The sequence below is a fragment of the Amycolatopsis sp. A133 genome, from assembly GCF_031082405.1.
Classification (GTDB): Bacteria; Actinomycetota; Actinomycetes; order Mycobacteriales; family Pseudonocardiaceae; genus Amycolatopsis.
Genome location: NZ_JAVHJU010000057.1, coordinates 583271 through 604375, shown reverse-complemented (window position 1 = coordinate 604375; position 21105 = coordinate 583271). Strand labels below are relative to the sequence as shown.

Here is a 21105-nt window from a genome sequence, read left to right as displayed (position 1 = left end):
GGCCCCTGTCCGGGAGAGGTGGACAGGGGCCGCGCGCGTTCAGGTGATCAGTGGTTCACCTTGAACCACGGCTGCGACCAGCCGAGGTAGGTCTGGCCCCACTTGCTCTTGATCTGCGCGATCGTCGTCTCGGTGTAGCTGCCCGTGCCGTTGATGTCGTTCGACAGGAACTTGCCGTCGCCGATCGAGATCATCGTGTGGCCGGCGCCGCTGCTCTTGAAGAAGGCGAGCCCGCCTGCCGGGACCTGGTAGTCACCGGCGTGCTTGAACGAGGCCGGGATCTGGGTCCAGTGGATGTAGGCCGTCTCCGAGCCCGAGGCGGGGAAGCCGTAGTTCTGGGCGTTGATCCGGTCGCACCAGCCGTCGTACGAGTCGATGTTGCCGGTGTGGACGCGGGTCTTGGCGTACGCCACGGCCTGCGCGCAGGTCTTCGGGGTGCCGGTGCCCGCGGTGGTGCAGGACAGCGTGGAACCCTCGCAGTCCGGGGCGACCCGGCCGTCGGAGCCGGTGTAGACGTAGGCGTCGCTGACGTAGCCGTCGCCCACCTTGTCCCAGATGTCCGAGGTGCCGTACTTGCCGTCGACCGTGGATCCGTTGGTCTGGCAGGTGATGGTCACCGCGGCGCCGTCGGCGATGCTGCCGACCGAGCCCGCGGTGGCGCTCGGGCTGGACCGCACGGTCAGCGCCGCACCCGAATCGGTGTGCACGGTGCCCGTGGCCGCGAACGCCGGACCCGCTCCGACGACCACGATCGCCGCGGCGATACCGGCCGCCCCGGCCATCCGTTTCACGATCCCCATGTTCATTCTTCCGTCCTCCAGTTTTGCGGTGTGCGGACAGAATGGCGGCCGCCGGTACAAGCCGCGTACAAAAGCCGGTGCGGCGCATGGAGATGCGGCAAAGCGGACGAAATCAGGCCAGGTGCTCGGCCGCGGCGCGCAGGCTGACGTACGAGCCGCTGAAGGTGTCGATCCGGGGACCGGCGTCGCCTTCGGGACCGGGCACCCCGGTCTCCACGCGGATGAAGTCCAGTCCCGACAGCGCCGCGAGCAGCTCACGCACCCGCGGGTGCCGGTGCGCCTCCCGCGTGACCACGACGACGCTGCGGAACCCCCGTGCCGCCGCCAGCACCGCATCGGCGTCGTCGGGGGTAGCGGTGAGCGCCCGGGTGCCGGGGACGAGCTCGGCCAAGTGCGCGCCGAGGCCCCACGGCATCGGCCCGGCCGCGATGGTCGGCTCCGTCTGGACGTCGACGACCAGCGGCGGGCCGGCCAGCCGGGGCTCGCCGCGCACCCGCAGCGCCTTGCGGGCCGCTTCCAGGCCGAGCCGCCGGTCGACCGGGCCCAGCTTCGCCGGCGCCGGGTCGGTGCCCAGCGCCGCCGTCCGCGAAGCCGCGTCTTCGAGCCGTTCCAGCGGCAGTTCTCCCGCGGCGACCGCGGCCACGATCGCCGCCACGCACGCGTCCAGGTGCTCGGCCTCGAAGGCCGCGCCGCCCAGGCACAGCGCGTCCGCGCCCGCGGCCAGGGCCCGGACGGCCGAGCGGCCGAGGCCGTCGTGCTTGCCGTACGCGCCCGAGACCGCGCCCATCTCCAGTGCGTCGGTGATCACCGCGCCGGTGAAGCCGAGCTCGCCGCGCAGGACGTCGGTGAGCGCGGTGCGGTTGAGCGTGGCCGGCTCGTCGCCCCAGGCCCGGACGACCAGGTGACCCGACATGACCGAGCGCACGCCGGCCCGGATCGCCGCGGCGAACGGGACCAGCTCGATCTCCCGCAGCTCTTCGACGGTCCGCGGCAGCACCGGCAGCGCCACGTGGGAGTCCTCGGTCGCCGCGCCGTGGCCCGGGAAGTGCTTGGCGCACGCCGCGACGCCGTACTTCTGCAGCCCGGTCACGTACGCCGCGACGTGCGGCGACGCCTTCACGGGGTCGGAGCCGAACGCCCGGACGCCGATGATCGGGTCCTCGGCGGCCAGGGTCAGGTCCGCGCAGGGCGCGAGGTTCACCGTGACACCGCAGGCGGCCAGCCGTTCGCCGAGCGCGGCGGCGACGGCCGCGGTCAGCTCCGGGTCGTCCGCCGCGCCGAGGGCCAGGGGCCCCGGCACGAACGACCCGGTGTTCACGTCGAGGCGGGTGACGTCGCCGCCCTCCTCGTCGATCCCGACCACAACACCGTCGCGCTCACCGCGCAGCTGCCCGGTCAACGCGGCGACCTGCTCGTCGTCGACGACGTTGCGGCCGAACAGGACCACCCCGCCCAGGCCGCCGGCGATCCGGCGGCGCAGCCAGTCGGGCGCGGTCGTCCCGGCGAACCCGGGCAGGAGGACGGCTTCGGCGAGCTTCTCGGGCGAGGACAACGGCTACCCCTTCACGGCGCCGGCGGTCGTGCCGGCCACCAGCTTGCGTTGCACGAGCAGGAAGAAGATCAGCGCCGGGACGGCGTAGATGACCGAAGCGGCCATCACCCCGCCCCAGTCGGTGGCGAACGCCGTGCGGAACGACGCCAGCCAGACCGGCAGGGTCTCCTTCGGCTTGTCCCGGATGAAGACCAGCGCGAACAGGTACTCGTTCCAGGCGGTGATGAAGCTGAACACCGAGGTGGTGACCAGGCCCGGGCCGAGCAGCGGCAGCGTGACGCGCCGGAAGGCGCCGGTCTGGCTGCAGCCGTCGATCATCGCGGCCTCTTCCAGCTCGTACGGGATCCCGTTGACGAAGCCGTAGAGCATCCACACCGTGAACGGCAGCGTGGTGGCGAAGTAGATCAGCAGCAGCGACGGCAGGGTGTTGAGCAGCCCGGCGTCCCGCATGAGCAGGAACAGCGGGATGAACAGGGCCGACACCGGCGCCAGCTGCGCCACCATGACCAGGACCAGGAAGCCCTTGCGGCCGGTGAACCGCAGCCGCGACAGCGGGATCGCCGCCAGCGTCCCGGCGACCAGCGCGCACAGCACGGACCCGACCGTGACGATCAGGCTGTTCATCAGGTAGGTCGGGAAGTTGTCCTTGCCCAGCGCGGTGGCGAAGTTGCCGAACGAGAACGACGTCGGGATCAGGTCGTAGTCGGGCGACAGGATTTCGCCGGGCGTCCGCAGCGAGGTGACGAACATCCAGTACGTCGGGAAGAGGATCAGCAGCGCCACGACCACGCCGACGACCGAGAGCGCGATGCGCTGCGGCAGCGACTTCCTCACTTGAGATCACCTTCCGGGGTCCGGACCAGCAGCTGGATGTACCGCCCGGTGATGAGCGCGAGCACGATCAGCATCAGGGTCGCGATCGCGCCCGCCGCGCCGAAGTGGTTGCCCGCGATGCCCTTGAGGTACAGCACGACGGCCAGCGTGGTGCTCCCGCCGTCCGGGCCGCCTTCCCGGATCGCCCAGATCTGCGCGAAGGCGTTGAAGTCCCACAGCACCGACAGGAACGTCACCATCGTGGTGATCGGCCGGATGGCGGGCCAGGTGACCGCGCGGAACGTCTGCCACGCGCTGGCGCCGTCGATGCCGGCGGCCTCGTACTGCTCGCGCGGGACGCCGATGATGCCCGCGTACAGCGAGAACGTCACGAACGGCACGGCCTGCCACACGATGAGCAGCCCGATCACGGTCAGCGTGCTGGCGCCGCTGGAAAACCACGAGAACCCGATGAAGCTGTGGAAACCGAGCCGGTCCAGGGTCTTGTTGAGGATGCCGTACCGCTCGTCGAAGATCCACTGGAACACCGTCGTCGTGGCGATCACCGGGGTCGCCCACGCGAGCACCAGCGTCACCTGGACCATGATCCGCACGACCGGGCCGAGGTGGCGCATCAGGATCGCCAGGAGCAGGCCGCCCACGATGGTGGCGGCCACGATGGCGGCGGTGAAGACCAGGGTCCGGAGGGTGATCGCCCAGAACTCCGGGTCGGAGAGGGTGTTCGTGTAGTTGTCGAACCCGATCCAGATGGTCTTGCCCGAGACGAGCTGGCCGATGTCGAGCTTGCGGAAGCTGATCGCGAGCACCTGGACCAGTGGCCAGGCCAGCAGGACGAGAATCGCGGCGAGCGCGGGCAGGAGGAGCACGTACGGGAGCACCCGGTCGCCGAACCGGCCGCGTTTGCGCCTCTTGACCCGCGTGTCGCGCGGCGATGCCGGCGGGGTCGCCCCCGCCGGCATCGTCACATTCGCGGTCGCGGTCATCCGCCGATGAGCTTGTTCAGCGCTGCGTTGGCGTCGGCGGTCGCCTGGTCGAGCGTCTTCTTGCCGGTGAGGTAGGCGGTCAGCATGTCCTTGACCGGGTTCTGGCCGGACTCGACGTCACCCCACTTCGGGCTGGCCGGGACGGCCTTGCCGTTGGCCGAGGCCTTCGCCATCACGCTGCCCAGCGGGTCCTTGTCCAGGCCGGTGAGGTCGGTCGACGTGCCGGGCACGACGCCGGCGGCGGCGAGCTGGCTCTGGTACTTCGCGCTGGAGAGCAGCTTGATGTACTCCTTCGCCGCGGCCACGTTCTTGCTGTTGGCCGGGATGGCCAGGTTCGACCCGCCCAGGAAGACCGGGGCGCTCTGGCCGGCGGTCTTGCTCGGGATGGCGAAGGCGCCGGTCTTGCCGGTGAGGCTCGCGTCGGTCTTGGCCGCGGTCGCCAGCTCCCACGGGAGGCCGATCATCATGGCCACCTTGCCGGCACCGTAGACGGTCGCCTGCTGGGGCTTGGCCTCGTCGGCGTCCTTCGGCGCCTTGGTGCCGGAGGTGTCAACGAGCTTCTTGTAGAACTCGAGGCCGGCCTTGGCCTCGGGGGTGTCCAGGCTGGCCTGGTAGTTCTTGCCGTCGGCCTTGGCGATGTCCCCGCCGTTGTCCCAGACGAACGACAGCAGCGCGTACCAGTTCTGGCCCGGCATGTACAGCGCCTGGAAGTCGGGGTCGGAGCCGAACTTGGTCTTCAGCTTGCCGATCGCGTCGATCCACTCGTCGTTCGACGCCGGCGGCTTGGCGATGCCGGCCTGCTCGAACATGTCCTTGCGGTAGATGACCTCACGGTTGGCCGCGTAGAACGGGACGCCGTAGGTCTTGCCGTCGTAGCTGCCGGAGTCCGCGAGACCCTTGAGCCACTGCCCGCCGTTGAAGCTGTCCTTGTCGGCGGTCAGGTCGGTCAGCACGCCCTCCTGCGAGGCGAACGCCGCGGTCTGGGTGTTGCCGACCTCGATCACGTCCGGCGGCGCGCCACTGGCCAGCGCCGTGGTCAGCTTCTGCTGGATGCCGTCCCACTGCTGGATCTCGTACTTGACCTTGACGCCGGGGTGCGCGGTCTCGAACTCCTTGTTCAGCGCGTCGGTCAGGGTGGCCGGCGCGGAGCCGGTCATCAGCCAGACCGTGACGGTCCCGCTCAGCGGTGCGTTGCCGCTCGACGAGGCCGCGGTGTCCGAGCCGCTGGAGCCCGCGCAGCCTGCCGTCGCGAGCGTGAATGCGGCGGCGCCCGCCGCCAGCTTGAGCCAGCGTTTCACTCGATGCCGTCCTTTCCATGCCCGGCCACCGTGGCCAGGCGCCCCAAATGGTGTAGACCAATGTTGGGGTTAGAGTGGTACGTACCACAGGCGCTGTCAAGGCGGTTGCCGGAACGTTGTAAACGCATGCGGGGAGTAGCCGGTCGGTTACGCGCGACCGGAAGGGCGTGGTGGAAGTCGTCCGAATAGGAAGGCGTCCCGCGCGTTTTTCACCGCCGGAGAACCGGAATCCCCGCGCCGGCCGTGGCCCGCCACGACAAAAACCGTCCCGGGAAAGACTTCCTGGGGCGGTGATGGTGATCAGGGCGGTGTTTTCCCCGGCGGGGCCGCATGTCGCCGGGCGCGGGAGGGGCGGGCGTCCGCACCGGCGCGTCGGCGCCGCGGTACCAGCCGATCCCCCGGCCCGAGGATGGTCCAGCAGCGGTGCGCCCGCGCAGGCGAACGCCACGTGCTGCGGTTCGGGGACCGTCGGCGCCCGTTCGCCACGGCGGGCTCCAGCGTCAGCCGGACCGCCCCCGCCACCACCGGGCGGCTGCGCGCTCTTCGCGGTTTCCCGCTGTCTGTTAACTAACTAGCCCGTACATCGCTTCTGCTCGCCCCGGTCCTGCTGGTCGTGCTCCGCCTGCTCCAAGGCCTTTCGGCGGCCGGCCGGCGCGTTGTCGACCAGCTTCACCATGAGCGGCAGTCAGAACGGCACCCCCACCGCGGCGGCGAGCGCCCGCACCGCGGTCCACAGCCCGGCGCCGGCGGTCGCGAGGCCGCCGGCGTCCCGGAGCAGGTCCCGGGCCCGGCGCACCTTCGCGCCCGCACCCGGCCCGCCGTGCACGACGTCCCGGTCGACTTCGTCGAGGGCGCCGTGCACGGCTTCCTTCGTGGCCGGCGGCAGCCGGGCCGCGTCCAGCTCGCCGCGGACCGCCCGGACCAGCTCGGCGACCTGCCGCGCGTCCAGGCCGCGGCGGATCTCCTGGTGGCCACCGCGGACGGTGTTGATGTCGCCGCGGACGGCGTTGTTGACCGTCCCCGCCCGGACTTCGCCGTGGAAGTGGATGCCGTCCATCTAACGCCTCCCGCTCCGGCGCCGCCGTTCGCGCGCCGCTTTGGCCATCACCAGCCCGATCGACGAGACCACGCCGCCCAGCACGAAGAGCCCGAAGCCGAGCGCACCCAGCGGCACGCCGCCGAACACCTCCGGCCCGAGCAGCGACGGCGGCGCGGTGAACGAACCCGCCGACATCGCTTCCGAGCCCGCCTTCATGAACCGGAAGACCACCGACGCGAACAACCCGAACCCGACCAGGCTCATGAGCGTCCCGAGGAGCATGATCGGCCGGCCGAGCCCCTTCCCCGTCGCCATGAGGGAAAGCGCCTCGCCTTCCGGCGTGGTGAACTCGTACCGGTGGTGCTGCCGGTTGTCGTAGCTGTTGTTGACGTCGCGCCCGGCGTTGTTGATCGTCCCGGCCGAGACATCGCCGAAGGCAACACCGCCGGACGAGGAACGCTGCCAGGTCCTGGTGTACGCGGCACCGGAATCCCCGTCGGAGTAGACGGCACCGACCGGCCCGAATTCGAGCCGGTCACCGTGGCGCAGGGGGTGGTCCTGCCCGGCGGCCAGCCGCCGGCCGTTCACCCAGGTCCCGTTGCGCGAACCGGCATCGGACACCCAGGTGCCCCGCGCATCACGACGGACCCAGGCGTGCCGCAGCGACACCTGGTCCGAGTGCAGCCGCAGGTGCGCATCGGGCCCCCGCCCGACCAGCCACGAGCCCCGCCGCACGGCCAAGCGCGCCACGGCACCGTCGACCGTCTCGATCCTCGCCTCGCCCGCCCCGGCCATCGGCACTCCTCCCGCCGCACGGCGCTGTGCTCCTCCAAGGAAGAGCCGCCCGGCGGCCCGGGGATATAGAGCGAACGGGTGAACCCGTTCAGACCTTCGGCGCCGCAGCCGGCCTCACACACCTCCCTGGTACTCGACCCACGAGGGGACGTGACCGTTCCCGGTCCGCACCTCGCCGCGACCTAGCCGTGCTGTGGTGGGGCGCCTTCGTGCACTTCGGCCGCTAGCGGCTGACTAGACCTTCGGCGAGGGGTCCGGCGTCTTCACCCGCTCCAGCAGCAGCTGTGCCACGTCGCGGACGTCGACGTTCTCCGCCTTCTGCTCGCTCTGGCGCTGGACCAGCCCGTCGGTCAGCATCACGCGGCAGAACGGGCAGCCCGTTACGATCGTCTCCGCGTCCGTGGCGATCGCCTCGTCCACGCGCTCCAGGTTGATGCGCTTGCCGATCTGCTCCTCCATCCACATCCGGGCTCCGCCGGCGCCGCAGCACAGGGCGCGGTCCGCGTGGCGGGGCATCTCCGCCAGCGAAGCGCCCGTGGCGCCGACCAGCTCGCGGGGCGGGGTGTAGACCTTGTTGTGCCGCCCGAGGTAGCAGGGGTCGTGGTAGGTGACGCGGGGGCCGTCTTCGACCGGCTTGACCGGGGTCAGCCGGCCGCCGCGGACCAGGCGGTTGAGCAGCTGCGTGTGGTGGACCACCTCGTAGTGGCCGTCCAGCTGGGGGTATTCGCGGCTCAGCGTGTTCAGGCAGTGCGGGCAGGTCGTGACGATCTTGCGCAACCGGGGCTCGCGGCCCTCGAACACCGCGTTGAGCGTCTCGGCCGTCTGCTGGGCCATCATCTGGAACAGGAACTCGTTGCCCGCCCGGCGCGCCGGGTCGCCGGTGCAGCTCTCCTCCTTGCCGAGGACCACGTACTTCACGCCGGCGATGTGCAGGAGCTCGGCCGTGGCGCGGACCGTCTTGCGCGCCTGGTCGTCGAACGCGCCCGCGCAGCCGACCCAGTACACGTACTCGACGTCCTCGGCCAGCTCGCCGTCGAACACCGGAACGTCGAAGCCGATGTCCTTGGTCCAGGTGAGGCGCTCGGCGTTGTTCTGGCCCCACGGGTTGCCCTTGGTCTCCAGGTTCTTGAACAGCCCGCCCAGCTCGGTCGGGAACGCCGACTCGATCATCACCTGGTAGCGGCGCATGTCGACGATGTGGTCGACGTGCTCGATGTCCACCGGGCACTGCTCGACGCACGCGCCGCAGGTGGTGCAGGACCACAGCACGTCCGGGTCGATGACGCCGCCGTCGTCCTCCGGCCCGACCAGCGGGCGCGCGCCTTCGTGCTCGGTGCCCGCGAGGATGTAGGGCGCCTCCTCGAACAGGTTGTCGCGGAGGTTCATGATGACCAGCTTGGGCGACAACGGCTTGCCGGTGTTCCACGCCGGGCACTGCGACTGGCAGCGGCCGCACTCGGTGCACGTGGTGAAGTCCAGCATGCCCTTCCACGTGAAGTCGCCGATCTTGCCGCGGCCGAACGTGTCGTCCTCGCCCGGGTCCTCGAAGTCGATCGGCTTGCCGGCGGACTCCATCGGCAGCAGTGGGCCGAGCGCGTCCGGCAGCCGCTTCGCCGAGACGTTGATCGGTGCCACGAAGATGTGCAGGTGCTTGGAGTAGAGCACGATCGACAGGAACACGAGCATGACGCCGATGTGCAGCAGCAGGCCGACCGTCTCCAGCACCTCCGTCGCCGAGTGCCCGAGCGGCTCCAGGAGGTTCCCGACGCCGAGCGAGACGTACGCGCCCGAGTCGTACGGGAAGTTGCCGGACGCCGAAGAGGCGCCGCGGAAGAAGAACATCGTCCAGACGACGTTGAAGATCATCAGCAGGATCAGCCACGCGCCGCCGGTGTGCGAGCCGTAGAACCGGGACGCGCGGTCCTTGCGCGCGGGGGCGTTCCGGATCCGGATCATCGTGAAGACGCCGAGCGAAACGGCCACGGCGACGGCGATGAAGTCCTGCAGGAACCCGAGCACCGCCCAGTGGCCGATCCACGGGATCGCGAACTTCTCGTCGAACAGCGCGCCGTACGCCTCGAGGTACACCGAAGCGAGGATCACGAAGCCCCAGAACGTGAAGAAGTGCGCCAGGCCGGGCACGGACCACTTCAGGAGCTTGCGCTGGCCGAAGACCTCGCGCACCTGCGCGAAGACCCGGGCCCCGAGGTTGTCGGACCGCTTGGCGTCGGGCTGGCCCGCCTTGATCAGCCGGTACAGGAAGGCCACGCGCTTGCCGGCGACGGCGAGGCCGACGACGGTCATGAGCAGGCCGAGGATGAGACGAACGAGCACGAGTCCTCCGCGTCGTGATGGAAGGACCGGCTCAGTGCGAGCCGGTGTAGTACCGGCACGCCTTGCACGCGTACCGCATCTTCGCGACCCGCCAGTGTTTCCGGTACAGATCGAGGTCGGGCGACCGCCGGACGCCGAGGCGCTGGTAGCGCCCGGGCCGCCGGCCGGTTTCGTACTGCTCGGTCGCGCGGCCGAGGTGGGCGCGCCGCAGCACGCACCCCCGCGTCCGGCAGCGGCCGAGCGCACTGCGGCAGAACCGGTGCAGCAGCACGAGTTCGCCGCGCACTTCTTCGACCACGCCGTACCCGGGGTGGTCGCCCGGGCCGGCCAGCCGCACCGGCAGCGCGCAGTACGCGCACTTGAGCGTGCAGGGAAGGCAGCCGGTGAGGTGCCGGATCCGCAGTTCGCGCCGCTCTTCCGAGCCGGGTCCCCGGACGCGCGACGCCATGAGGCCTCCTGGAACGACTGTGATCGGCACCACTGTCTGCTACTGGAGGGTAATGAGGAGATCACTTCGTGCGACAGGACCGGACGGCCGAGTTTCCCTGGGCTGTTCAGGGCAATTTTCTAAGCAAGGATGACCTTACTGTCCGTAGATCGGACGCTCAACACCGCGAATCGTACGTTCGGCCCTGCTGCGGCCTCCGTGTTCCCCGCCAGAATCCGGGCATGACCTACCACCCGGTCCCCTACCGGCCAGCGCGGCTCTCCGACGACGAAGCACTCGCCCGGGCGGCGGTGTTGCGGCGGCGGATGGAAGCCCGGCGCTCGGTGCGCATGTTCTCCTCCGACCCGGTCCCCGAACGTGCGGTGCTGGACGCGATCGCGGTGGCCTCCACCGCGCCGAGCGGGGCGCACCAGCAGCCGTGGACGTTCGTTCTCGTCACGGATCCGGCGGTGCGCCGCAGGATCCGTGAAGCCGCCGAAGCCGAGGAACGGATTTCCTACGAAGGCCGGCTCGGCGACGCGTGGCTCGCCGCGCTCCGGCCGCTCGGCACGGACGCGGTCAAGCCGCACCTGACGGACGCGCCCTACCTCATCGTCGTGTTCCAGCAACGGTTCGCCCTCGACGACGACGGCGGCGTCCGCAAGCACTACTACGTCGACGAGTCGGTCGGCATCGCGGTCGGCATGCTGCTCACGGCGTTGCAGGTCGCCGGCCTCGCCGCGCTGACGCACACGCCGTCGCCGATGCGGTTCCTCGGGGAGGTGCTGGGCCGCCCGCGCAACGAAAAGGCGTTCGCGGTGATCCCGGTGGGCTACCCGGCCGACGACTGCGTGGTACCGGACCTGCAGCGCAAACCCCTGGACGAGGTCCTCGTCCGGATCTGACAGTGACAATGGGGAGGACGGGGTCGCCCTCCGACCGGCTCCACAGCGATCCCGCCTTCGCCAATCTCTGCGGGGTGGCACCGCTTCCCGCCAGCAGCGGCAAAACCACCGGCCGCCACCGGCTCAACCGCGGCGGCGACCAAACGCTACGTCGCCCGCCAAGTCCGTCATGCCCTCCTGGCTTGACGATCCAGAGGAGCATCTCAGCAGGCGGGCAAGCCGTCCGGGACGTCGGGGAACGCCGGGCCCGTCAGCAGGTCCGCGCCCCGGTCCTGCCACCACGCCGCCTCGTCCGGGGTCCGCACCCCGGCGACCGAGACCGAAGCTCCGGCCGCGTGGGCCGCGTCGACCAGCGCCGACAGCGGCCCCGTCACCAGCGGGTGTTCCCGCTTGGCGGCCAGGTTCGCCGCGATCCGGACGGTGTGGGCCGCGAACTCCGTCAGGCACGTGACGTCGCCGAAGCCGTGGATCTCCGCGCGGACGCCGATTTCCGCCAGCACCTTGAGGTTGTCGGCCGCGTCGGCGGTGGCTGCCAGGGCCGCGGCCGGGAAGCCGGGCCGGAGGCGATCCGGCGCCAGGCCCGTGTCTCCCAGAACGCGGCGGATCTCGCCGACCAGCTCGGGGTCCGCGGCCTGCTGCGCCGTCAGCTCGACGACCAGCGGCACGCCGATCCCGGACGCCGCCAGCCGCTCGGCCGCCGTGCGCAGGAGCCACGTGCCCAGCGGCAGGGCCAGCCCGGCCTCGGTGGCCAGCCGCACGCACGCCTCGTGCGTCAGCACGCCTTCGGCCGGGTGGTTCCAGCGCAGCCGCGCCTCGACGGCCTCGATCGCACCGCCCGTCGAGGACACCAGCGCGCGGTAGCCGGCTTGGACCTCGCCGGTCTCCCACGCGCCCGCCATCGACGCCGCCAGGCCGAAGTCGTGCCGGTCGCGCCGGTCCTGCTCGCGGTCGAACAGGCCCCACTGGTTGCCCGTCCGCTGTGCGCGCCGCAGGGTCAGGTCCGACGCGCGGAGCAGCTCCGCGGGCGTGATGTCCCGCGGCGGGCGGTGGACGACACCGACGGCGGCCGACACCGCGACGCCGCGCTGCCCGTCGACGTACTCCGCTTCGGCGAGCTCGTGGGTGATCCGGCGGACGAGCGTCACCACGCCCGGGGTGTCGGCCGTGTTCTGCACCAGCACGCCGAATTCGTCGCCGCCGAGGCGCGCCACGAGCGCCTTCTCGTTTTCGAACACCGTCTTCAGCTTCGCGGCGACCCCGCGCAGCACCCGGTCGCCGAGTTCCTGGCCGAGGCCGCCGTTGATCTGCGAGAAGCCGTCGAGGTCGAGGTGGAACAGGGTGACCCCGCGGCCCGGGTCCGCGTCGCGCAGCAGGGTTTCGAGGCGGGTGCCGAAGAACTGCCGGTTCGGCAGCCCGGTGAGCACGTCGTGCAGGGCCTGGTGGCTCAGCCGCCGCTGCAGCAGCGACACCTCGGTGTCGTCGTCGACGATCGTGAGCAGCTGCCGGGGCGCGCCGACCGCGTCGCGGATCACCGACGCGGCGAACGTCGCCCACATCGGCTCGCCGTCCCGGCCGATCAGGCGGCGGCCGGCGCGCAGCCGGTGCAGCCGCCCGGCCGCCAGTTCGCGGTAGCTCGCCCGCAGCTGCTCGACGTCCTCGGGGTGGATCAGGTCGAACAGGCTCATCGCGGCGATTTCCGCCGGCGTGCGGTTGAGCGTCTTGGCGAGCGCGGGGTTGGCCCGCAGCACCCGGCCGTCGAGTTCGGTGAGGGCGACGCCGCTGGCCGAGCCGGCGAACACCTCCTCGAACTGCGCGCGGGTGATGACCTGCTTCTGCCGCGTCTCCTGCTCGACCTTCAGCAGCGCGCGGCTCAGGCCGTCCTGCCGCTTCTGGATGTCTTCGCGCAGCATCTCGCCGTAGCCGGCACCGAGCGCGCCGAGCACCAGCACGACCCGTTCGGCGAGCCCGTCGACCCCGCGCAGTTCCGGTTCGCTCAGCAGCGCCTTGGCCAGCAGCTCCAGGCTGCGGCGCAGGCTCTCCGCACCGACGCACCGCAGCTCGACGAGCCGCCCGCCCGCCGCCGCGGCCGCCTCGAGGTCCGGCGGGTCGCTCACGACCGCTTCGAACAGCCGCCCGGCCAGCGCCGCCAGCTCGCGTTCGATCTCCTCGGGCGCGTGCGGCAGGTAGGCCGTGGTGCCGATCAGGTAGCCCCACTTGCGCGCGAGCGTGCCGAGCCGGCGTGCCGCGCGGTCGGCGGACGGCTTGTCGCGCGGGGCGTCGCCGCGGGGATGAGGAGCAGTCACCTCAGGCTGTCCAAAGGTCGAGGGCGCGCCCCGGTTCGGGGCAACCGATCCATCTTGGCCCGGAATGGTGCGACACGCACGGGTTCAGTTACGTCCGATCGAGTGATAACCGTGCGGAGCAACCGCCGAGGGGAAACGAAGGGCACTGCGGTATTCGTCGGCGTTCTTGTGCAGCGCCACGGAATGGACCGCGGCAGTCCACCGAAATGGACCTGCTTTTCTTCGGTCACCCGGAAAACCGGCGCGGCGATTACTCACCCCGGAACACTACACCCGGTAGCGGCACCGGCACCGCCGTGGGCACAGTGCTGTCCGGCAAGGCTGTCCGGCAAGGCTGTCCGGCAAGGCTGTCCGGCAAGCCCCGCTTGCCGGACAGCACCTCCGGTCACCGCAGGGAGAACGTGGCCAGGTTCACCGGGCCGTCGAACGTCAGGTACACGTCGTGCCTGCCGCTGGCCTTGGCCAGTGCCGCGGACACCGTCGCGTACGCGTAGTGGTCCCCCGTGGACGGCACCGCGGCCGTGCCCAGCACCCGGCCGGTCGGCGAGCCGAGGCGGACGGTGACCTTCGTCGTCCCCGCCTCCGCCTTGGCCACCGAAGCCGTGAACTTCGCCGGGCCGTTCAGCACGACGTCCTTGAACGCCAGCCAGCTCCCGGCCGAAGCCGCGACGGAGGTGCCCGCCGTCTTGGCCGTGTCCGTCAGCGTCGTGTTCTCGTAGGCGTCGAAGTTCTCCGCCGGCGTCGACCGGGTCAGGTCGCGGGCGGGGATCCGCTCCCCCACGACGAACACCGGCTGCGAGCCGGCCACGTCGGCGGCGTTGCGACCGACCGAGAAGTCGTAGACCCCGGTCTCCACCACGGACTTGCCCCGCGTGACGTCCCAGAAGGCCAGGTCCGCCACCGGCACCTCGAACCGCACGGTGCGGGTCTCCTTCGGCGCCAAGGTCACCTTCGAGAAGTCACGCAGCTGCTTCACCGGCTGCTGGACGCGGGACTGCCGCGCGCTCGAGTAGAGCTGGACGACGTCGGACCCGCTGCGGGCGCCGGTGTTCGTCACGTCGACGCTGACCTGCACCTTCCCGTTCAGCTGGGAAGTGCGCACGTTGCCGTGGCGGAAGCTGGTGTAGCTCAGCCCGTACCCGAAGGGGAACAACGGCTTCCCGCGGTAGTACTGGTAGGTCATCCCGGTCTTCGCGATGTCGTAGTCGAGGATGCTCGGCAGCCCGGCGTCGGAGGCGTACCAGGTCTGCGTCAGCCGCCCGCCCGGGTCCTTGTCGCCGAAGAGCACGTCGGCGACCGCGTGCCCGGTCTCCTGCCCGGCGTGGCTGGTCCACAGGATGCCGGGCACGGACAGCGTGTCCCAGCCGGTCGTCGGGTAGCTGTTCTCCACCACGACGACGGTGTGCGGGTTCGCCTTCTGCACCGCCTCGATCAGCGCGCGCTGCGCCGGGGCGAGCTCGGTGCTCGTGCGGTCGTTGGCCTCGCGGCCGTTGATGAACGGCATGCTGCCGACCACGACGACGGCGGTGTCGGCGTCCTCGGCCGCGGCAACCGCGCTGGCGACGCCGCTGGTCAGCACGTCACGGCCGAACTTCGTCGCGTGCGCGGCGTCCGGGGCGGAGATCGTCAGCACCCCGTCGGCGCCGACGACGGCGAACTTGTTGGGCCCGAACCACGGCTCGTTCACCTCGTTGCCGGCGTACTCCAGCACGTAACTGCCGTCGGGCTGGGCGTCGAGCTTCAGCTGCTGCTGCACGAACCAGCCGGCCGGCTGGTCGACGTCGTTCACCAGGGCCCCGCCGGAGTAGCCGATGAACTTGCCGTTCGCGGCCGCGCGCAGCGTGTTCTTGCCGGCGCCCCAGTCGTAGACGTCGAAGGACTCGGCGGTGCCCGCGACGGTCCCGCCCGCGGTCACCTTGCCCGTGGTGGCGGGGGCCGTCAGGTACCGGCCCGTGGAGAGGTCCTTCAGCGCGATCCGGTCCACGCCTTCGGACGACGCGACCGTGCCCGCCGAGCCGAGCCGCTCCTTGATGCCCTGCACCGGCGTGACCTTGTACTGCATCGCGCCGGCGTACCAGTCTTCGTACAGCGTGTTCGAGAGCGGGCCGACGACCGCGACCTTCTTGTTCTTCGCGGCGTCCAGCGGCAGCGCGTTGCCGTTGTTGCGCAGCAGCACCATCTGCTCGTCGGCCGCCTTGCGGGCCAGGGCCTGGTGCTCGGGCGAGCCGATGACGGCCGGGGTGATCTTCGCGTAGGGGTTGCGGCCCGGCGGGTCGAACTCACCGAGCCGGAACCGCAGCGAAAGCAGGTGGCGGTCGGCGTTCTCGACGTCGGACATGGCCAGCAAGCCCTTGGCCAGCGCCTCCTTGACCGCGTTGACGGTGATCGAGCCGTCGGTGTCGTTGTCGGTGAAGCTGTCCAGCCCCGCCTTGATCGCCGCCGCGTCCCCCTCGGCCTTGGTGGCGTAGTACTTCTCCGAGTTGACCAGGTTGGACGGCGCACCGGCGTCGCTGACGACGGCGATGTCCTGCGGCGCCCACTTCCGCAGCGCGCCGTCGAGGTCCGGGCTCACGTGGTTGGGCCGCCCGTTGACCAGGTTGTACGACGGCATGACGGCGTTGGCCGCGCCCGCCTGCAGCGGGATCTTGAACGCCTGCTCGTCGTAGTCGTGCAGGATCTTCGGCGGCACCGACGAGTTGCTGGTGTCGCGGTTGACCTCGTTGTTGTAGGCGAGGAAGTGCTTCAGCGTCGGCGCGGCCTGCAGGTACCGGGGGTCGTCACCCTGCATGCCACGGCCGTACGCGATCGCGACCTCGCCGGTCAGGTGCGGGTCCTCGGAGTAGCCCTCTTCGTTGCGGCCCCACCGCGGGTCGCGCAGCAGGTTGACCACCGGCGCCCACAGGTTGAGGCCCCAAAGCGTCGGGTTGCGGGCGTTGAAGCCGCGCGCCTCCTGGCCGACCGCCGCGCCCACCTGCTTCACCAGTGCCGGGTCCCAGGTCGTGGCCAGGCCGATGGCCTGCGGGAACACCGTGCCGTCGGCCTTGACCACGGCCCCCTTGTTGTCGTAGTCGGTCGACCAGCCCATACCGTGCAGGGCTTCGGTGCCGGTCTTGAAAACCCCGATGCCGAGCCGCGGGATGGCCGGCTGGTACTGGTGCAGCAGCGAGATCTTCTCGTCCGCGGTGAGCCGGGACAGCAGGTCGTCGATCCGCGCGGCCAGCGGCAGCGCGGGATCGCGGAACGGCGGCGGAGGGGCCGCGAGCGCCGGCGACGGGGCCAGCAGCAGGGTCGCGGCCGCCACCGGGACGAGGGCACGGCGGAACAGGGACAAGCGCACGGACGGCCTCCGGAATCGTCGAATCGTTTCGACGGCGCGGCGCGGAACATTCGCGTCGAAGGGTGGGGAGCGTGACGACTATTACAGCCGTGTGAGCGCGAGGTCAAGGCTTCCTGTGAGCGCTCCCAGAGGTCGGCCGGCGAAGCCCCGCCCCCCGCCTTGAGCTGCGAGAAAAACCCAGAACAGGCGCTTTCGACAATTTCGACCAACACGGCTGTCGTCGAATCCGAATCGAATGCGGGCGAACGGCGAATGACGCTTGTGTTTCGGGCGGGTGTCACTTACCTTCGTGCCATCGTCGATGCGCTTCGACACCGTCCCTGCTCCTCCCCGTCCCCAGGAGGCCGCCCGTGGTCACGATCAACGACGTCGCCAACGCGGCCGGGGTGGCCCCCAGCACGGTGTCGTACGTGATCAGCGGCAAACGTTCGATCTCGCCGAAGACCCGGCGTTTGGTCGAGGACAGCATCCGCAAGCTCGGCTACCACCCGCACGCCGGGGCGCGGGCGCTGGCCAGCAGCAAGACCAACGTGCTGGCACTGGTCGTGCCGCTGCGCACGGACCTCAACGTCGCCGTCGTGATGGAGTTCGTCGCCTCGGCGGTCACCGCGGCCCGCGCGTACGACCACGACCTGCTGCTGCTCACCAAGGACGAAGGGCCCGCCGCGCTGCAGCGGGTGGCGTCGTCGGCGATCGCCGACGCGCTGATGGTGATGGACATCGAGACCGCCGACCCGCGGGTGCCGATGCTGCTGGCCCTGGACCTGCCGGTGGTGCTCATCGGCGTGCCCGACCACCCGGCCGGGCTGAGCTGCGTCGACCTCGACTTCACCGCGGCCGGCTCGGCGTGCGTCGCGCACCTGGCCGAACTCGGCCACCGCTCGATCGCCTTGATCGGCCCGTCCCCCGCCGTCTACCGGCGCGGCACGAGCTACGCGACGCGGTTCCTGCGCGGGTTCGACGAAGCCACAAAAAGCCGTGACGTGCGCGCGGAATCCCGGGCGTGCGCGCACTCCTACGAAGCGGTGAGCGCCTGCCTAGACGACCTGCTCACCGCCGATCCCGGCCTGACCGGCCTGGTCGTGCACAACGAAGCCGTGCTGCCCGGACTGCTGTCGGACCTGCGCCACCGCGGCCTGCGGGTGCCCGAGGACATCTCGGTCATCGCCGTGTGCCCGGACAGCATGGCCGAGCAGCACGCGGTCGCGCTGACCAACGTGGCCATCCCGGCCGAGGAGGTCGGCACCCAGGCCGTCGAGATGACCATGCGCCGGCTCGCCGGCCACACCACCCCGGAGGTCCGGTTGCTCGGGCCCCGCCTCACCCGGCGCGAGAGCACCGCCTCGCCGCGCGCCCCTTACTGATCCGGCCAAAAGCAGGCCGACCCCACGCCGGCACGTAACCGTTGCCACTAAGCCATTCGGCCGTGACTGTGGCCGGATTGGCAAGAATCAACACAGCCGGTTCTGCTCCGCCGCCGAAGGAGAATCACCATGTCCGTAGTCCGTCGCGCCCTTCTGCTGACCGCGAGCGCCACGAGTGCCACGCTGCTGGCCGCGTGCAGCCCCAGCCCGGCGCCGTCCGCGCCGTCCGGCTCCGACGCCCCGGCGGCCACGTCGATCACCGAACTCGACTACTACGCCGACGAGCAGGGGTCGGCCGCCTGGCAGAAGATCCTCGACACCTGCGCCACGCAGACCGGGATCAAGATCGAGCGCCAGAAGGTGCCGACCAGCCAGATGCTGCCGAAGGTCCTGCAGAGCGCCAGCTCGAAGACGCTGCCGAACCTGCTCTTCACCGACAACCCGACGCTGCAGCAGGTCGCCGCCACCGGCGCGCTGACGCCGCTGTCCGACTACGGCATCACCACCGACGGCCTCTACCCGAGCATCGTCAAGGCCGGCACGTACCAGGACAAGGTGTACGGGGTCGCCCCCGGCGTCAACGGCCTCGCGCTGATCTACAACAAGGACCTCCTGCAGGCCGCGGGCGTCGAGCCGCCGAAGACGTGGGACGAGCTGAAGGCCGCCTCGGCGAAGCTGACCAAGGACGGCAAGTACGGCCTCGCCTTCTCCGCGATCCCGTCCGAGGAGGGCACCTGGCAGTTCCTCCCGTTCTTCTGGAGCAACGGCGCCGAACTGTCCCAATTGGACTCCCCGCAGTCGGCCCGGGCGCTGCAGTACGTCACCGACCTGGTGAACTCCGGGTCGGCGTCGAAGTCCGTGGTGACCTGGAACCAGAACGACGTCGCCGACCAGTTCGTCGGCGGCGGCGCGGCGATGATGATCAACGGGTCGTGGAACATCGCCCGGCTCGACGAGCAGAAGTCGCTGCACTACGGCGTCGTGCCGATCCCGGTGCCGCAGGCCGGCGGCAAGCCGGTGGTCGCGCTCGGCGGCGAGGTCGGCACGATCCCGGTGACCAGCGGGCCCGCCCAGCAGGCCGCCGGCAAGGTGCTCTCCTGCATCCTGTCCGAGCCGACCATGCTCGAGTGGAGCAAGGCGCACGCCTACATCCCGTCGAAGACCGCCACGGCGCAGAAGTTCGCCGCGGAGCAGCCGTCGATGCAGGCGTTCGTCGAGGAGGTCGGCACAGCTCGCTCCCGCACCGCCGAGCTCGGCGAAAAGTACCCGAAGGTCTCGCAGGCGCTCGCCGACGCGCTCCAGGCGGCGCTGACCGGCAAGACCCCGGTCGACCAGGCCCTCAAGGCCGCCCAGCAGGCGAGCGGCTCGTGACGCTCGCCGCCGCCCCGACGATCTCGGCACCATCCCGCGCGAACCGGAAGTCCCACCGGGACAACCGGTTCGCCGCGTGGGCGTTCCTGCTGCCCGCCTTGGCCTACGTCGTCGTGTTCTTCGGCTATCCCCTGGCCGCGAACCTGGTGATGAGCACGCAGAACTACACGGTCAAGTCGTTCTACACCGGCGAAGCGCCCTTCGTCGGAATCGCGAACTACTCCGCCGTGCTGGGCAGCCCGCTGTTCTCGACGGCGGCGCTCAACACGGTGCTGTTCACCGCCGGATCGATCGTCTTCCAGTTCGGCATCGGCCTGGCGCTCGCGGTGTTCTTCAACGGCCGCTTCCTCGGCAGCGCGCTGCTGCGGTCGCTGCTCCTGCTGCCGTGGCTGCTGCCGCTGGTGGTCAGCGGCGCGGTCTGGCGGTGGATGTTCGACCAGGACCACGGCGTGCTCAACGCGGGCCTGCGGTTCCTGGGCTTCGACGCGGTGCCCTGGCTGAGCAGCACGAGCTGGGCGCTGCCGGCGGTGATCCTGACCAACATCTGGATCGGCATCCCGTTCAACCTGGTCATCCTGCACGGCGGGCTGCGCGCGATCCCGGCGTCGCTCTACGAAGCCGCCGAGCTCGACGGCGCGGGCGCGTGGCAGCGGTTCCGGCACGTCACCTGGCCGCTGCTGCGCCCGGTCACCGGGATCGTGCTCATGCTCGGGCTGGTCTACACGATCAAGGTGTTCGACGTGATCATGGTCGTCACCGGCGGCGGGCCGGCCAACGCGACGCAGACCCTGACCACGTGGTCGTACCGGCTGTCCTTCCAGGACTTCGCGTTCGGGCAGGGCGCCGCGGTGGGCAACGTCCTCATCGTGGTGGCGATGCTCTTCGGGCTGCTGTACCTGCGCTCGGCGAAGGCGACACTGGCGGAGGCGGCGGCATGAAGACGTCGAACTGGCCGCGGACGGTGTTCGGCGTGCTGATCGTCGCGGTGCTGCTGTTCCCGCTGTACTGGATGGTCAACGCCTCGCTGCAGCCGAGCGGCGCGCTGCTGAGCCCGGACCCGGCGTTCTTCCCCGTCGGCGGCACCCTGGACGGCTACCGGAAGGCCGTTTCGACGCAGGGGCCGAACCTGTTCTCCAGCGTCGTCGTCGCGCTCGGCACGGTGGTCGTGTCGCTGCTGGTGGCGGCGCCCGCGTCCTACGCGCTGGCCCAGCTCAAGGTGCGCGGCGGCCCGGCACTGGTGTTCGTGCTGCTCATCGTGCAGATGATCCCGGGCATCGTGATGGCCAACGCGCTCTACACCGTGTTCAGCAACCTCGGCCTGATCGACAACTACCTCGGGCTGGTGCTCGCCGACTCCACCGCGACCATCCCGTTCGCCATCCTGCTGCTGCGGGCGTTCATGATCTCCGTGCCGAAGGAGCTCACCGAGGCGTCCCGGGTGGACGGTGCGGGGTACTGGCGCACGTTCTCCTCGATCATCCTGCCGGTCAGCCGCAACGCGCTGGTCACCGCCGGGCTGTTCTCGTTCCTGTTCGCCTGGGCGGACTTCCTGTTCGCCGTCACCCTCACCACGGGGCAGTCCTTCGAGCCCATCACCGTGGGCATCTACCGGTTCGTCGGCAACCAGTCCGCCGACTGGAACGGGATCATGGCCACCGCCGTCCTCGCCGCGATCCCCGCGGCCGTGCTGCTCGTCGTCGCCCAGCGCTACGTCGTCGCCGGGTTGACCAGCGGCGCCGTCAAAGACTGAAATTCTGGCAAGG

The 21105-nt window shown here is 70.6% G+C and carries 16 protein-coding genes and 1 pseudogene; 6 read left to right on the top strand and 11 right to left on the bottom strand.

The window, feature by feature from the left end; genetic code table 11:
• Window positions 1-47: 47 nt before the first annotated feature.
• From Q5425_RS35070 to Q5425_RS35030, 9 genes are all read right to left on the bottom strand, one after another.
• The gene (locus Q5425_RS35070; RefSeq protein WP_308676656.1) at window positions 48-806 is read right to left on the bottom strand and encodes a hypothetical protein; all 759 of its coding nucleotides are present in this window, start codon (window positions 804-806) and stop codon (window positions 48-50) included.
• A 106-nt stretch (window positions 807-912) separates the two neighbouring features.
• The gene (locus tag Q5425_RS35065; protein ID WP_308676655.1) at window positions 913-2352 is read right to left on the bottom strand and encodes a glycoside hydrolase family 3 N-terminal domain-containing protein; all 1440 of its coding nucleotides are present in this window, start codon (window positions 2350-2352) and stop codon (window positions 913-915) included.
• Between the two features lie 3 nt (window positions 2353-2355).
• On the bottom strand, window positions 2356-3186 hold the full coding sequence (locus tag Q5425_RS35060) for a carbohydrate ABC transporter permease (RefSeq protein WP_308676654.1): 831 nt from the start codon (window positions 3184-3186) through the stop codon (window positions 2356-2358).
• A complete protein-coding gene (locus Q5425_RS35055) occupies window positions 3183-4169 on the bottom strand; it encodes a sugar ABC transporter permease (protein WP_308676653.1) in 987 nt (328 codons plus the stop codon). The genes Q5425_RS35060 and Q5425_RS35055 overlap by 4 nt, the downstream gene beginning before the upstream one ends.
• The gene (locus tag Q5425_RS35050; protein WP_308676652.1) at window positions 4166-5467 is read right to left on the bottom strand and encodes a sugar ABC transporter substrate-binding protein; all 1302 of its coding nucleotides are present in this window, start codon (window positions 5465-5467) and stop codon (window positions 4166-4168) included. Before Q5425_RS35050 ends, Q5425_RS35055 begins: the two co-directional genes overlap by 4 nt.
• 685 nt (window positions 5468-6152) lie before the next feature.
• Window positions 6153-6524 carry a hypothetical protein gene (locus tag Q5425_RS35045; protein WP_308676651.1) on the bottom strand — a complete coding sequence of 124 codons (372 nt, stop codon included), beginning with the start codon at window positions 6522-6524 and terminating at the stop codon, window positions 6153-6155.
• The gene (locus Q5425_RS35040) at window positions 6525-7301 is read right to left on the bottom strand and encodes an FHA domain-containing protein (RefSeq protein ID WP_308676650.1); all 777 of its coding nucleotides are present in this window, start codon (window positions 7299-7301) and stop codon (window positions 6525-6527) included.
• A 234-nt stretch (window positions 7302-7535) separates the two neighbouring features.
• The gene (locus Q5425_RS35035) at window positions 7536-9635 is read right to left on the bottom strand and encodes a (Fe-S)-binding protein (RefSeq protein WP_308676649.1); all 2100 of its coding nucleotides are present in this window, start codon (window positions 9633-9635) and stop codon (window positions 7536-7538) included.
• Window positions 9636-9666: 31 nt separating this feature from the next.
• Window positions 9667-10083, bottom strand: a complete 417-nt coding sequence (locus Q5425_RS35030; protein ID WP_308676648.1) for a hypothetical protein — start codon at window positions 10081-10083, stop codon at window positions 9667-9669.
• 221 nt (window positions 10084-10304) lie between these two features.
• Between Q5425_RS35030 and Q5425_RS35025 the strand changes: the two genes are divergently transcribed.
• Window positions 10305-10967, top strand: coding sequence for a nitroreductase family protein (locus tag Q5425_RS35025; RefSeq protein WP_308676647.1), 663 nt, complete (start codon window positions 10305-10307; stop codon window positions 10965-10967).
• Window positions 10968-10987: 20 nt separating this feature from the next.
• Window positions 10988-11110: pseudogene (locus tag Q5425_RS35020) on the top strand (transposase); the annotation flags it as partial.
• 60 nt (window positions 11111-11170) lie between these two features.
• Here the strand turns inward: Q5425_RS35020 and Q5425_RS35015 are convergent.
• Both Q5425_RS35015 and Q5425_RS35010 read right to left on the bottom strand, forming a co-directional pair.
• On the bottom strand, window positions 11171-13270 hold the full coding sequence (locus Q5425_RS35015) for a diguanylate cyclase domain-containing protein (protein WP_308676646.1): 2100 nt from the start codon (window positions 13268-13270) through the stop codon (window positions 11171-11173).
• Between the two features lie 385 nt (window positions 13271-13655).
• Entirely contained in the window at window positions 13656-16607 is a 2952-nt protein-coding gene (locus Q5425_RS35010) for a glycoside hydrolase family 3 C-terminal domain-containing protein (protein WP_308676645.1), read from the bottom strand.
• A 350-nt stretch (window positions 16608-16957) separates the two neighbouring features.
• Here Q5425_RS35010 and Q5425_RS35005 point away from each other — a divergent pair, with 350 nt between their 5' ends.
• The 4 genes from Q5425_RS35005 (at window position 16958) to Q5425_RS34990 (ending at window position 21092) form a co-directional block, all read left to right on the top strand.
• Window positions 16958-17971 carry a LacI family DNA-binding transcriptional regulator gene (locus Q5425_RS35005; protein WP_308676644.1) on the top strand — a complete coding sequence of 338 codons (1014 nt, stop codon included), beginning with the start codon at window positions 16958-16960 and terminating at the stop codon, window positions 17969-17971.
• A gap of 129 nt (window positions 17972-18100) precedes the next feature.
• Window positions 18101-19342 carry a sugar ABC transporter substrate-binding protein gene (locus Q5425_RS35000; protein WP_308676643.1) on the top strand — a complete coding sequence of 414 codons (1242 nt, stop codon included), beginning with the start codon at window positions 18101-18103 and terminating at the stop codon, window positions 19340-19342.
• On the top strand, window positions 19339-20280 hold the full coding sequence (locus Q5425_RS34995; RefSeq protein ID WP_308676642.1) for a sugar ABC transporter permease: 942 nt from the start codon (window positions 19339-19341) through the stop codon (window positions 20278-20280). The genes Q5425_RS35000 and Q5425_RS34995 overlap by 4 nt, the downstream gene beginning before the upstream one ends.
• Complete coding sequence (locus Q5425_RS34990; protein WP_308676641.1) at window positions 20277-21092, top strand: carbohydrate ABC transporter permease; 816 nt, start codon at window positions 20277-20279, stop codon at window positions 21090-21092. The genes Q5425_RS34995 and Q5425_RS34990 overlap by 4 nt, the downstream gene beginning before the upstream one ends.
• The last annotated feature ends 13 nt before the right edge of the window (window positions 21093-21105 follow it).

Excerpts from the sequence above, each read along its gene's own strand:
- Q5425_RS35000 (WP_308676643.1), top strand. The coding sequence starts at position 18,101 with ATGTCCGTAGTCCGTCGCGCCCTTCTGCTGACCGCGAGCGCCACGAGT.
- Q5425_RS35025 (WP_308676647.1), top strand. The coding sequence starts at position 10,305 with ATGACCTACCACCCGGTCCCCTACCGGCCAGCGCGGCTCTCCGACGAC.
- Q5425_RS35040 (WP_308676650.1), bottom strand. The coding sequence starts at position 7,301 with ATGGCCGGGGCGGGCGAGGCGAGGATCGAGACGGTCGACGGTGCCGTG.
- Q5425_RS35030 (WP_308676648.1), bottom strand. The coding sequence starts at position 10,083 with ATGGCGTCGCGCGTCCGGGGACCCGGCTCGGAAGAGCGGCGCGAACTG.
- Q5425_RS34990 (WP_308676641.1), top strand. The coding sequence starts at position 20,277 with ATGAAGACGTCGAACTGGCCGCGGACGGTGTTCGGCGTGCTGATCGTC.
- Q5425_RS35055 (WP_308676653.1), bottom strand. The coding sequence starts at position 4,169 with ATGACCGCGACCGCGAATGTGACGATGCCGGCGGGGGCGACCCCGCCG.
- Q5425_RS35070 (WP_308676656.1), bottom strand. The coding sequence starts at position 806 with ATGAACATGGGGATCGTGAAACGGATGGCCGGGGCGGCCGGTATCGCC.
- Q5425_RS35045 (WP_308676651.1), bottom strand. The coding sequence starts at position 6,524 with ATGGACGGCATCCACTTCCACGGCGAAGTCCGGGCGGGGACGGTCAAC.